The 12,596-nt window shown below is 38.2% G+C and carries 13 protein-coding genes; 5 read left to right on the top strand and 8 right to left on the bottom strand.

Features of this window, described 5'->3' with window-relative positions; all coding sequences use genetic code 11:
* The first annotated feature begins 206 nt into the window (after positions 1-206).
* The 5 genes from nagA to JFU50_RS08705 all read left to right on the top strand — a co-directional run bounded on the left by nagA (position 207) and on the right by JFU50_RS08705 (position 4,398).
* Entirely contained in the window at positions 207-1,385 is a 1,179-nt protein-coding gene (gene nagA / locus JFU50_RS08685; protein WP_201222417.1) for an N-acetylglucosamine-6-phosphate deacetylase, read from the top strand.
* A complete protein-coding gene (gene nagB, locus JFU50_RS08690; protein ID WP_201188279.1) occupies positions 1,385-2,119 on the top strand; it encodes a glucosamine-6-phosphate deaminase in 735 nt (244 codons plus the stop codon). Before nagA ends, nagB begins: the two co-directional genes overlap by 1 nt.
* A 14-nt stretch (positions 2,120-2,133) precedes the next feature.
* Positions 2,134-2,856, top strand: a complete 723-nt coding sequence (phnF, locus tag JFU50_RS08695; RefSeq protein WP_053348252.1) for a phosphonate metabolism transcriptional regulator PhnF — start codon at positions 2,134-2,136, stop codon at positions 2,854-2,856.
* Positions 2,857-2,942: 86 nt separating this feature from the next.
* Entirely contained in the window at positions 2,943-3,665 is a 723-nt protein-coding gene (locus tag JFU50_RS08700; protein WP_201188276.1) for an SIS domain-containing protein, read from the top strand.
* Between the two features lie 208 nt (positions 3,666-3,873).
* On the top strand, positions 3,874-4,398 hold the full coding sequence (locus tag JFU50_RS08705; protein WP_201222418.1) for a YtxH domain-containing protein: 525 nt from the start codon (positions 3,874-3,876) through the stop codon (positions 4,396-4,398).
* A gap of 171 nt (positions 4,399-4,569) precedes the next feature.
* On the opposite strand, the gene JFU50_RS08710 is transcribed toward JFU50_RS08705, so the two are convergent.
* The 8 genes from JFU50_RS08710 to JFU50_RS08745 all read right to left on the bottom strand — a co-directional run bounded on the left by JFU50_RS08710 (position 4,570) and on the right by JFU50_RS08745 (position 12,571).
* Positions 4,570-5,460 carry a foldase protein PrsA gene (locus tag JFU50_RS08710; RefSeq protein ID WP_201222420.1) on the bottom strand — a complete coding sequence of 297 codons (891 nt, stop codon included), beginning with the start codon at positions 5,458-5,460 and terminating at the stop codon, positions 4,570-4,572.
* A gap of 365 nt (positions 5,461-5,825) precedes the next feature.
* Complete coding sequence (locus JFU50_RS08715; RefSeq protein WP_201222422.1) at positions 5,826-6,899, bottom strand: ABC transporter substrate-binding protein; 1,074 nt, start codon at positions 6,897-6,899, stop codon at positions 5,826-5,828.
* Positions 6,896-7,699 (bottom strand): ABC transporter permease, encoded by an 804-nt coding sequence (locus tag JFU50_RS08720; RefSeq protein ID WP_201222423.1) that lies wholly within the window; start codon positions 7,697-7,699, stop codon positions 6,896-6,898. Before JFU50_RS08720 ends, JFU50_RS08715 begins: the two co-directional genes overlap by 4 nt.
* Before the next feature lies 1 nt (position 7,700).
* On the bottom strand, positions 7,701-8,504 hold the full coding sequence (locus JFU50_RS08725; protein ID WP_053348246.1) for an ABC transporter permease: 804 nt from the start codon (positions 8,502-8,504) through the stop codon (positions 7,701-7,703).
* On the bottom strand, positions 8,494-9,603 hold the full coding sequence (locus tag JFU50_RS08730; RefSeq protein WP_053348245.1) for an ABC transporter ATP-binding protein: 1,110 nt from the start codon (positions 9,601-9,603) through the stop codon (positions 8,494-8,496). Before JFU50_RS08730 ends, JFU50_RS08725 begins: the two co-directional genes overlap by 11 nt.
* A gap of 73 nt (positions 9,604-9,676) precedes the next feature.
* Positions 9,677-10,219 (bottom strand): helix-turn-helix domain-containing protein, encoded by a 543-nt coding sequence (locus JFU50_RS08735; protein ID WP_053348244.1) that lies wholly within the window; start codon positions 10,217-10,219, stop codon positions 9,677-9,679.
* A 175-nt stretch (positions 10,220-10,394) separates the two neighbouring features.
* On the bottom strand, positions 10,395-11,780 hold the full coding sequence (locus JFU50_RS08740; protein WP_201222425.1) for a protoporphyrinogen oxidase: 1,386 nt from the start codon (positions 11,778-11,780) through the stop codon (positions 10,395-10,397).
* 296 nt (positions 11,781-12,076) lie between these two features.
* A complete protein-coding gene (locus tag JFU50_RS08745; protein WP_201188262.1) occupies positions 12,077-12,571 on the bottom strand; it encodes a GNAT family N-acetyltransferase in 495 nt (164 codons plus the stop codon).
* Positions 12,572-12,596: the final 25 nt, after the last annotated feature.

The following is a 12,596-nucleotide window of genomic DNA, read 5'->3' on the forward strand; positions in this document are numbered from 1 at the left end:
GCATAAAAAATATATAGATGTCTATACCAATTTATTTGAAAAATATACTATATCCTTCGAAAATAAAGCGAAAATATCATTTTTATTCCCGCTACTCCTTAACTGGTCTAGACAACTTATAATAAAAGCGATAAAATGAGGGCAAAATATATGAGACCAATTTATGACTCATTCATTAAGTTTTACTTTCATAAAGGAGATTATGTATGAAAACATTCATTATTAATAATCTAATAGTTTATAGCGAAAAGGAAACATACAAAAATGGGTACATTAAAGTCGTCGACGGAAAAATTGCCGAAGTAGGTCCAGTCAACCAATACAAACATGACGATGATGCTAAAGTAATTACACTTTCACCGGATTACCAGGTAATTCCAGGTGCCATCGATATTCATATTCACGGGGCATCTAATGCTGATGCAATGGACGCCACATATGAAGCTTTATCTACAATGGCAGAAACACTTCCAAAAGAAGGAACCACCAGCTTTCTGGCCACTACAATGACTCAATCGACAGATGCCATTGAATCAGCACTTCTTAATGCGGGTAATTATATCGGAAATCAAACACAGGATCACGCTGAAATAGTTGGGATTCATTTAGAAGGTCCTTTCATTTCACCAGCACGTAAGGGAGCACAGCCTGAAGAGTACATCGTTGATCCTGATGTCCCTCTATTTAAAAGATGGCAGGAAATTGCCCAAAATCAGATCAAGCTTGTAACGCTTGCACCTGAACAACAAAATGGATTAGATCTTGCAGCTCACTTAAAGGAAACAGGCGTCGTCGCTTCCATTGGACATTCAGATGCAACGTATGACCAAATAGGTGAAGCGATTTCTGCAGGGACTACTCACGTCACGCATCTTTATAATGGGATGCGGGGTCTTCATCACCGCGAGCCTGGTGTATTGGGTGCTGCTTATCTTAGAGACGAGCTGTTTGTTGAACTTATTGCTGATGGCATTCACTGCCGACCGGAAATGGTGAAGTTAGCTTATAGCCAAATTACCAGTGACCGGATGATCTTGATAACGGACTCGCTTCGTGCCAAATGGCTTGAAAAGGGTACCTATGATTTAGGCGGCCAGCCCGTGTATGTTAACGAAACGACAGCAACCCTATCAAATGGAACACTCGCAGGCAGTATATTGAAAATGAACGATGCCATTAAGAACACCTTGCAATATACAGGCTGTTCCATGACTGACATTATTAAAATGACGGCAGAAAATCCTGCCAAACAGCTTCGGATTTTTGATCGAAAAGGTAGTATACAGGTTGGAAAAGATGCTGATCTTGTAATATTAAATGAAAAATTGGATGTTGAAATGACGTTCTGCAGAGGTAAATTAGCATTTAAAAAGGAGAATGTATAATGAATATTATTAAAGTGCAGGATTACAAAGAAATGAGTCAGTCAGCTGCAAATATAGTCATTCGAAAAGTTAAAGAGAATTCGAAAATCAAGCTCGGTCTTGCAACAGGCGGGACACCAAAAGGGACGTACGATACGCTAATTGAAGATCACATGCAAAATAATACTTCTTATGAAAACGTAACATCATTTAATCTTGATGAGTATATCGGCTTAGATTCAAATGATCCAAACAGTTATCATTATTATATGGACCAGTCATTATTTGCTCATATTAATATAAATAAAGAACAAACTTATCTTCCAAATGGTACAGCCGATAATCTTGACAAGGAATGTACTCGTTTTGACAAAATGATTGAAACATTGGGTGGGATTGATCTTCAAATACTTGGAATTGGACAAAATGGTCATATTGGTTTTAATGAACCAGGAACTTCTTTCTCGTCTGGTACACATGTAGTCGCACTTGAGGAATCAACTCGACAAGCGAACGCACGCTATTTCGACTCCATCGACGAAGTACCCACACATGCAATTACGATGGGTATTGCCACAATAATGAAAAGTAAAGAAATTCTGCTGCTAATATCAGGAGAAGAGAAAGCCGAAACCTTGAAGAAATTAATACACGGGGAAATAACAGAGGAATTTCCTGCATCTATCCTTAAAAAACATAATAATGTTACAATTATCGCAGACCAAAAAGCGTTATCTGGAGTGTTAATACCCTAAAGGAGCGAAAATCAATGATTGATAAAAACTCACCTCTTCCAATTTATTTTCAAATCGAAGAACAAATAAAAAGACAAATAGAAAGTGGTGAGTTCCAAGCGCACAATGCCCTTCCATCTGAACGTGAATATGCAGAACAATTCGAAATTAGCCGAATGACTGTCCGTCAAGCCATTAATAACCTAGTTAATGATGGATACCTATATCGTCAGAAAGGCAGAGGAACCTTTGTAGCCGATAAGAAGCTGGAGCAGCAGCTTAATGGACTGACTAGCTTTACAGAGGATATGAAAGCCCGAGGGCTAAACCCAAGCAGTAAACTGCTGAGCTTCGAAATCATTCCGGCAAATAAAAAAATTGCTAATGAACTGCACATTTCCACTTATGCTCCTGTTTATGAAATAAAGCGGATACGATTGGCCGATGACGTTCCAATGGCACTCGAAACGATGTATATGTCTGCGAATTTAATTAAGGGATTAACTGAAGAAATTATCAACCTGTCCCTTTACCAATATATAGAAAATTACGCTAAACTTAAAATCGACTATGCTACACAAACATTAGAATCAGCGATTGCTTCAGATACAGAAATTACCCATTTAGCGATTCCTAAACATTCGCCCATTTTATTCATTCAAAGGAATACGTTTTTACAAGATGGAACCCCCCTAGAATATGTTAAATCAGCTTATCGTGCAGACAGGTATAAGTTTACAATCAACATTACTAGATAATTTGAATATTTTTACCGGATATGCAAGTAAGGACAAATTCATCACTATAATCTTTTAATGCTAAAGGTAATCGGAGGGTGTCACATATGAACTCATATTTTGAAGCAGTGCAGGATTTACTCTCAACTGTGGTAGAACAGGAAAAGCTTTCGATTAAGGAATCTGTGAAACACATCTCAAAAGCAGTAATGTCAGATGGAATCATCCATTTGTTTGGAAGCGGACACTCTCATATATTGACAGAAGAGGTATTCTACCGCTCAGGCGGGTTAGCAGCCATTCGTCCTATTTTCGTTGAAGATTTGATGCTTTTTAAGGGAGCATCAAGGTCATCGCAACTTGAAAGACAAAATGGCCTATCAGAGAAATTCATGAATGATGAGGATATCCGTCCTGGTGATGTCTGTATCGTCATTTCATCCTCTGGTGTCAATCCCGTTCCCATCGATGTTGCTACAATCGCAAAAGAAAAAGGCGCCTTTGTTATTGGATTGACTTCACCTGAGTATGCTAACAGTTGTTCTTCACGGCATAAACAGAAACTTTTTCTCCACGATGTCGTTGATTTAATCATAGACAATCATATTTCCAAAGGTGATACATTACTGAAATCAAACAATATATCATTTGGATCTGGATCGACTGTAATTGGAGCTGTCCTTCTAAATATGATTTTCACCCAAGTCATTGAGACCATTATTAAATCAGGGGTGACCCCTCCCGTTTTCCTAAGTGGGAATATCGAAGGGGCAGATGAACACAATCAAAAACTAATCGCGAAATATAAAACAAGGATTCCCCAATTGTGAATCCTTTTCCCAAAAAGGAATACATAAGTTTTTTGTTTCGTTAGTTCCATATGCAAAATTAAAAGAAGGCATCCATACGGATGCCTTCTTTTAATTTTAGAGGTACTCCCTTTTATTCCTTGTTTTTATTATACAAGTTTAAGTTATGGTAAATAAGGGAAAACCCTAATAAGCAATCAATCTACTATTCTTAGAGGAGGAAATATAGATGACACAACCAACTATTGAAACTGAAACGAATAGCAAACTGTTAAAAGGTATTCTTATTGGCGGACTTGTAGGTGGTGCTTTAACCTTACTTGACTCCAATACAAGGAATAAAGTAAAAAGATCGGCAATCCTTTTAAAAGACAACTCCGTGAATATGATTGAACAAGTTAAGGAAAATCCAGGCGAAGTGAAGGAACAGATGGTATCTAGCGTTAAAGGAGCAACCAACACGATTAAAGAGGCAATCAATGACGTTGAAACTTTATATGAAAACGTTAATGAAGACGTGGTAGGCAAGGTAACCGAAGTAAAGGATATCTCCACTGATGCCCTTGATTCAGCCAAAGAAGCAACAAGTGAACTAAAAGGCATCAGCTCCAAAGTTGTAGTGGCGGGAAAACAATTGAAAGAAACCCCAGCTCAGTCATTAAAAGATGACAATAAAAAAGGAGAAAAAGAAAGTGATGAACTAGTTACAAAATCAGAACTCTCCAATGAAAAGTCCATTTCATCTAACTTCTAACAAATAAAAAAGGAGAAGAGGACAATACGTCTCTGCTCCTTTTTTCTAAATATGGTCCTATCCTCTTCAATAATCATATTTTCAAAAAGATTACTAAATACAATGGATAGTGTTATAAAAAAGATGGTCCAAAGTGGATGTTATTCGATTTGGAATCATCTTTTTCACCCCTTATTCAGTACCTTCTAATTTATTCGTTATCTCATGATCTTCTTTTACTTCAGCTAACCAAACAGAATATTCCTCTTGTAATCTTTCAGAAAGAAGCGTTTCTTTAATTTCTTTTTTACTGTCTTCTAAATTAGCTTTTTTCGCTTCCTTCTTACCGGTTACTTTTATGATATGGTACCCATAATCTGATTTAACTGGATCACTGACTTTATCTATATCAAGATCAAAGGCAACGTCTTCAAATTCCTTCACCATATCACCTTTACCAAAGTATCCTAAGCTTCCACCCTTTTCTGCCGTTTCTGTATCAGTAGAATATTCAGCTGCCAATTTAGCAAAATCGCCACCTTCTGCAATTTCTTTCGCAACTTTCTTAGCCGTTTTTTCGTCATCAACTAAAATATGACTAGCTTCCACTTGTTCTGCTTGAGCAAAGGTATCTTTATTATCTTCAAAATACGTGCTGATTTCATCATCTGTCACGGTAATTCTCGGTTCAATCAATTTTTTCGTTTGAAGATAAACCACAATGTCTTTTTTCAAGGCATCCATGGAAGAACCGCTTGCTTCCAATTGTTCTTTGAACGCTTTTTCATCACCATAGGATTCTACCAGAGTATCGATCTCTTTCTGGATTTCTTCATCCTTAATTTTAATTCCCTTTTTTTCCGCTTCCAATGCAACCAATTTATTTGTAATTAATAGGTTTAATGTATCTGCTCCATACCCCTCAACAAGCGCGTCATAAAGCTCATCCTTATTGATTTTCTCTCCATCTACGCTCGCCATTGTCTTATCTGTAGACGAAATCATCGCAAATACCATGATACCAGCAATGACTAAGATGCTTCCTGCCCAAACATATGCCTTCGTGCTTCTTAATAGTTTCATGAATACTCTCCTTAATTTTTCTATTATAATAGCTTGGAAATATTAATAAATCCTTAAGATTTTACTCCCACTGCTGTATACACTTTATCCAGTCATTATACTAACATACTTATCTCTCAACTGATATTTTAGAGTACTTTTACTAAAGACTGATTGTCTACCGTCTGACCAATTCAATAAAGATTCATTATTCCAAAGATGATAAGTTATATCATAATACTGAATTTGGGAGTATAGCTAACAGGAGATGATGATGTACTTTTATATGTTTGGCACGAAATCCACATTAGAACTAGTCACAAACTTAGAAAAGAAAAAGCATGGCGTAAGTAGAGGATTCCTCTTACACCATGCTCTTTCTTGTATTATTTACGATGCATTTTGAATTCCAAAAAGAGTTCATTGTAATGGGCTAAGTTTTTCTTCCCAAGGTTTTCGTACACTTCCAGTTTCTCTGTTAATTCTGGTGATGGATAAAAACGTTCATCCTTCACTACTTCTTCCGGCATATATTTCAACGCTTCTTTATTAGGAGTTGAGTAGCTAACATATTCAGCGTTTTGTGCCGCTACTTCTGGATCCAGCATGAAGTTGATAAACTGATGAGCTGCGTCCACATTTTTGGTCGTTTTCGGTATTACCATATTATCAAACCATAAATTAGACCCCTCTTCAGGCACCACATATTCGAGATCTTCATTTTCAGCCATAATTTCAGAAGCCACTCCCGACCAAACCAGACCAATCGCCGCCTCCTGTGCTTCCAATAGCATGCGGCTTTCATCCCCAACAATTGCTTTAATGTTCGGAGTGAGTGTATCGAGCTTGGCTTTTGCCTCTTGAAGATGTTCTTCATTCGTATCATTCAGGGAATAATTCAAAGAGTTCAGCCCCATACCAATTACTTCTCGTGCACCATCTGTTAAGAGGATTTCATTTTTCAAATCCTTATCCCATAAATCTGCCCAGGCTGTAATCTCTTTACCACCAAGCATCTTAGAATTATAAACTATACCAACAGTTCCCCAGAAGTAAGGAACGGAAAATTTATTTTCTGGATCGAACGGCAGGTTGATAAATCGCTCGTCGATATTTTTCAAATTAGGAAGCTTGGAATGATCCAAGGGAACAAGTAAATCTTCTTCACGCATTTTATCAATCATATATTCGGACGGGATAGCGATATCATAAGTCGTACCGCCCTGTTCGATTTTGGTCATCATTGCTTCATTAGAATCGAACGTCTCATAAATGACCTTGATGCCTGTTTCTTCTTCAAAACGGTCGATTAAATCTGAATCGATGTAATCGCCCCAATTATAGATGGTAAGCGTATTGCTGCTCGTAAAACCCTGCGATGTATTCAATCTTGAAATCGCATATAAAAGCAGGGCAGATACGACAGAAATGACTAAGAACATTTGGACGAGCTTTTTCATCGTCTCCCCCCCATTCCCGTCTGCCTGACTCGTTGAGTAATAAAATAATAAACGACAACCAACAGAAGTGTTACTGCGAACAGCAATGTCGATAACGCATTAATATTTAATGAAATTCCACGGCGCGCCAATGAATAGATTTCCACGGAAAGGGTGGAGAATCCGTTACCAGTCACAAAAAATGTAACCGCAAAATCATCGAGTGAATAAGTCAAAGCCATAAAAAATCCAGCAAAGATACCTGGTAAAATGTAAGGCAAGATAACCTTCGTCAATACATCCCACCGGCTTGCCCCTAAATCACGGGCAGCATCGATTAAGGTCGGACTCATCTCCTGAAGTTTTGGAAGCACGAGTAGAACAACAATTGGAATACTGAAGGCGATGTGTGACAACAGTACGGAGTAAAACCCGAGCTTGATTCCGGCCATTGTGAAAAGAATCAGGAAGGAGGCACCAATAATCACATCTGGGCTGACGATCAATACGTTATTCAGAGACAATAACGTATTTTTTGCTTTACTGCTCGTAAAGGACCGGATTCCAATTGCTCCAATCACGCCAATGATCGTAGCGATTAGTGCAGATAATAAAGCAATCACAAGTGTATTTAATACAATGATCAACAACCTTGTATCTTGGAACAGCTCCCTGTACCATCCAAAGGTAAACCCTTTGAAGTCATACATCGTACCACCGCTGTTAAACGAGTAAAATACTAAAAAGAAAATCGGTGCATAGAGTACGAGAAAAATCAAAACGAGAAACGCTTTTGATAATGGTGATAATTTATTACTCATTTTACACACCCTGCTTTCGGTTACCCGTTACAAACATAATCAGGAACATTATAATAATCAAAAAGACAGCAATTGTGGAACCCATTCCCCAATCCTGTGTCACGAGAAAATGCTGCTCGATTGCCGTACCAAGGGTAATGACACGATTACCGGCAATCAACCTTGTCAGCATGAACAATGAAAGTGCTGGGATGAAGACGACCTGGCACCCCGTCTTAACACCGTCGATTGTTAACGGGAAAATCACGCGGCGGAATGTCATCCATCGGGACGCTCCTAAGTCATTTGCCGCATCTAAAAGTGTTGGATTCATTTCGTCCAGTGCATTGAATATCGGTAAGATCATGAACGGGATAAATATATAAACCGAAACGAATATGAAACTGAAATCTGTAAAGAGAATTTGCTGCTTCCCAATTCCTATGGCTTCTAGAAAACCATTCGCCACACCATATGTGCCAAAAATACCGATAAAGGCATAAGCTTTTAAGAGTAAATTAATCCAAGAAGGTACGATGATCAGTAACAGCCACAACTGCTTATGTTTGGTTTTTGTCAACAAGTAAGCAGTCGGATAGGCCACTAACAGCGATATCCCTGTAATTAAAAAAGCATACCAAAATGAGCTCAAAGTCATTTTTAAATAAACGGGTGTAAAGAATTTTTGATAGTTAATCAATGATAGATTTCCTTCGATATCAAAAAAAGAATAATAAAGGATGAGCAGAATAGGCGCAATAACAAATAGAGCAATCCATAGGACATAAGGAATGAAGTAAATATTACGGGACATTTTATTCTGCATGACTTTCCCCATCATGATACGCTTCTAGACGCTTATCGAATTCTTCCTCTGTTTCACCTAACCTCATGACATGAATTGCTTCAGGATCGAAATACAGTCCAATTTCATCTCCAACTGTCGCCTTTTTAGTAGATTGGACAAGCCATTCATTACCATCATGGTCATAGCAGCTGATTTCGTAATGCACACCACGAAATAGCTGAGAATCCACTCGAACCTGCAGTTTCCCGCGATCAACAGAAGTAATCTCTAAATCTTCTGGACGGATGACAATATCCACTGCTTCATTACGATTCAAACCTTGGTCGACGCATTCAAATTGCCTGCCGACAAATTCCACTAGATAATCTTCAATCATTTTTCCTTTTACGATGTTAGACTCACCAATGAAATCAGCAACAAACCGATTCAGCGGCTCATCATAAATATCCGTAGGCGTCCCACTTTGTTGAATTTTCCCTTTGTTGAGGACAAAGATTTCATCCGACATCGCGAGTGCTTCCTCTTGGTCATGAGTGACGAAGATAAAGGTGATTCCAAGCCTTTGTTGTAGTTCACGTAATTCATATTGCATTTCTGTACGCAATTTCAAATCAAGGGCAGATAACGGTTCATCAAGAAGGATAACTTCTGGTTCATTAACAATCGCTCTGGCAATCGCTACCCGTTGGCGCTGACCACCGGACATTTCCCTGATTTCACGTTTTTCATAGCCCTCCAAATTTACGAAGCTCAGAGCTTCCTTTACCTTTATTTCTACATCCGCATTTTTCATTTTTTTGATTCGGAGCCCGAATGCCACATTTTCAAATACATTTAAATGCGGAAAAAGTGCATAATCTTGAAAAACCGTATTAACTTGTCGTTTATTGGCTGGAACATTATTGATTTTTTTTCCTTCAAAATAAATATCGCCCTTGGAAGCTTCCGTAAATCCAGCAATCAAGCGAAGGATAGTGGTCTTACCACAGCCTGAAGGACCTAAGAGTGTGTAGAACTTGCCCCTCTCAACTTCAAAACTAACATTATCGAGAACAACGGTATCATCATCAAATTGCTTTGTAACGTGTTCGAAGCGTATAATCTTCTCGTTTGTCATAGCTACTTCCCTCTTTCCATTACCTTAATAATCTATTTTTACCCTAAACAAACGGCAGCATATGTTTTGGTTTCTATAAATATGATTCCGTCACCACAAGCAATAACTCAGATGGACCATCAAAATCATTGATGATTTGGTGTTCATCAGATGCATGAAAATAAATCGATTCCCCGGCTTTTACTAGATAAGTATGTGTACCTAGCTTTACAATAACTCTTCCACTTAATACATAACCGAATGTTTCCGATAAGGATGGTTCAAATTTTTTGAATTCCCCCTTTTCCTGAAGAGTCAGGCGAATTGGTTCCATTTCCTTCTCATTCGATTCAGGTACAAGCCACTGAATTTGATAGCCTCGTTCCTCATCAATAAAAAATGTTTGTGCCTCTTCCTCATAAACTACTTTCTGGACCTGTTCCTCTTCATCGAAGAATTGCTTTGGAGTACAGCCTAGTACTTCTAAAATATTGAAGAAAGTTTCAATTGAAGGCGAACTCAAATCTCTTTCTAATTGTGAAATATACCCTTTGCTTAAATCAGTTCTTTCTCCCAACTCTTCTTGGGTCAATCCCTTTTTCAAACGAAGGTTTTTTATTTTCTTTCCAATTTGCATAATTTTACCCTCAATCGGTTTACAAATAGTAAACTCGAAGTGCATAAAGTTTTGTATTAGTAAACTTAAAGTTTAATTTAACGAATATTATTATACAGGAAATGCAGGAAACTTCAAACGAAATTTCCAGGATAGCAGATACAAAAAAAAGGACTGCCCCCCTGGCAGTCCCCCTTTACAACTTCGCATAAATCTCTTGTGCTTTCTTTTCCCCATCTGCAATACAGTCCGGTATTCCGACACCATTGTATGAACAGCCAGCAAGTAAAACATTCGGATAATTCTCGGCGATTTTCGCCTCCAACGATTGAACAATGTGAGGATGCTTTATATGGTAGTTCGGCATATCTTCATGCCATTTTGTTACTTCACTAGTTATAGGAGTCCCGGAAATATCCAAGCTATTTTTAATATCACCTAAAGCCACCTGTATTAATTCCTGTTTCGTTAGGGACTGTAATCGATCATAGTCTGGACTTGAGCTTTTATAAAAGAGCCTTACTAAAAGCTGACCGTTTTCAGAGGTATGCCCCCATTTCCTGCTCGTCCACGTACAGGCGTTACAAATTAAATCACTATTATCACCAGCAATGAAACCTGTCCCATCATTAGGAAGCATGATATCTGGTATATCAAACCCAAGATAAATGCTAATCATCGAGCTATTGATTAAGCCCGCGAAGTCTTTATCCAGCTCCTGATCACCCAATAGTTTCTGGGCAATAGTGTGCGGCGTACTCAATACGACGAAATCCGTTTCCAGCATTTCACCATTTGCCAATGAAATTATATACCCTTCATCATTCTTTATTATTTTTTCCGCCTGGGTCCCTTTTAAAATTTCCACCACATCTAGACTTTCCTCAATACGGTCAATCAATACAGATAAGCCATTTTTAAATGAAAGGAACTTCTTATTTCCCTTGCTCTGGTATTTCTGCTTATTTTCAGATAGACCGCGTATGATGCTGCCATATTCATTTTTATAATCCAGCATCTCTGGCAGTGTTTTAGCAATGGTCAATTCATTCAATTTCCCTGAATAAACTCCCGATAGGACAGGTGAAATTTGTTTTTGCACCAATTCCTTACCTAAGAAACTTTCAAGAAATAAGCCGATTGAGTCATTCTTCGTAAACGTCTCATTTTTTGTATAGAAATCCTTTAAGGCGTCGACCTTCCCTTGTGCAGATACAAGTTCACTCTCCGCCAAAGACTCTAAGCTCATTGGAATTCCAAATAAGGCATCTTCCGGGATTTTCTTTAGCACGCCATCCGTATGGATAAATGATTTTCCTGTAGCATTATAGACCACTTGATCCTCTAGGTTCAATTCTTTAAGAAATGGTTTTATATTTTGTTTCCTGGCGACAATCGAATCGGCACCCGCTTCTATTTTAAATGGCCCGTCATGCACGGTCCTGATTTTACCGCCTAATTCCTCATTACCTTCTATTAATATTAATCGTACGGAGAGACTGTCCGCTTTAGCTGCTTTTTGTAAATAATACATGGTTGATAAACCTGTAATGCCTCCACCTACGACTACGACTGTTTTCATTAGGACTACACCTCGATTAACGAAATTTTCATTAAGTAAAGTGTACCATAAGGCAGCCGTATTATTAAAAGCGACCCTCTAAATCATCAAGTTTCCTAATGAAACTTGTAACAAATTGGACAAAGAAAAAGACCTTCCCTGTTTCGAAAAGTCTAATTGCCCTATGCATATATCAGTTGTTACCTATTTAATAATTCGTAATCGAATGAATCTATATTTACGTGTGGTTCCTTTTTCTTTTTTTCCAATCAGAAGGAAAGCAATACACTTCACAAACCAACCCATCAAATGCAATCTCATAATCTATATTCCATTATCTCCATCCACCCGCTTCTTCCTTCTTTTTGAATTCCTGTATCTTGAAATCCGGATTTCTCATAAAGAGTTTTCGCTATCACGTTCATAGCGTCCACTGCAAGAATAATCGAATCTTTGTTTGGAAAAATCTCCTTTGCGAATTCTGGAAGGACTCGCAAGGCTTTCTTCGCAATCTTTTTGCCTTGGTGCTTTTGATCAACGAGAAATCCACGGAGTAAAATTGCTTTCTTATTGTTGGTGAAAGGGCTAATGTTTTCTCCAATGTGTAAAACGAAAAAACCAACAGGGATACCATCAGCCAATATAACGAAAGGATGCCTGTCCACATCTTCCCGGCAGTATTGTAGTGACTGTTCCGGTAGAGCTGAAAAGGAGGTTTGTGTTTCCGGTAAATAAAACTGTGACAGCTCCTGATGATGTTCCAGCAGATAAGGCGTTAAAGTGATGGTCTCGATTTTCTGATCCTGTTCCAACTGATCACACTCCTTCAATATTGAA

The organism is Peribacillus sp. TH14 (assembly GCF_016651145.1).
Taxonomy (GTDB): domain Bacteria; phylum Bacillota; class Bacilli; order Bacillales; family DSM-1321; genus Peribacillus; species Peribacillus butanolivorans.

What these genes read in the sequence shown, in the direction of transcription:
- nagA (WP_201222417.1), top strand. Translation starts at nt 207, where the DNA reads ATGAAAACATTCATTATTAATAATCTAATAGTTTATAGCGAAAAGGAA.
- nagB (WP_201188279.1), top strand. Translation starts at nt 1,385, where the DNA reads ATGAATATTATTAAAGTGCAGGATTACAAAGAAATGAGTCAGTCAGCT.
- phnF (WP_053348252.1), top strand. Translation starts at nt 2,134, where the DNA reads ATGATTGATAAAAACTCACCTCTTCCAATTTATTTTCAAATCGAAGAA.
- JFU50_RS08700 (WP_201188276.1), top strand. Translation starts at nt 2,943, where the DNA reads ATGAACTCATATTTTGAAGCAGTGCAGGATTTACTCTCAACTGTGGTA.
- JFU50_RS08705 (WP_201222418.1), top strand. Translation starts at nt 3,874, where the DNA reads ATGACACAACCAACTATTGAAACTGAAACGAATAGCAAACTGTTAAAA.
- JFU50_RS08710 (WP_201222420.1), bottom strand. Translation starts at nt 5,460, where the DNA reads ATGAAACTATTAAGAAGCACGAAGGCATATGTTTGGGCAGGAAGCATC.
- JFU50_RS08715 (WP_201222422.1), bottom strand. Translation starts at nt 6,899, where the DNA reads ATGAAAAAGCTCGTCCAAATGTTCTTAGTCATTTCTGTCGTATCTGCC.
- JFU50_RS08720 (WP_201222423.1), bottom strand. Translation starts at nt 7,699, where the DNA reads ATGAGTAATAAATTATCACCATTATCAAAAGCGTTTCTCGTTTTGATT.
- JFU50_RS08725 (WP_053348246.1), bottom strand. Translation starts at nt 8,504, where the DNA reads ATGCAGAATAAAATGTCCCGTAATATTTACTTCATTCCTTATGTCCTA.
- JFU50_RS08730 (WP_053348245.1), bottom strand. Translation starts at nt 9,603, where the DNA reads ATGACAAACGAGAAGATTATACGCTTCGAACACGTTACAAAGCAATTT.
- JFU50_RS08735 (WP_053348244.1), bottom strand. Translation starts at nt 10,219, where the DNA reads ATGCAAATTGGAAAGAAAATAAAAAACCTTCGTTTGAAAAAGGGATTG.
- JFU50_RS08740 (WP_201222425.1), bottom strand. Translation starts at nt 11,780, where the DNA reads ATGAAAACAGTCGTAGTCGTAGGTGGAGGCATTACAGGTTTATCAACC.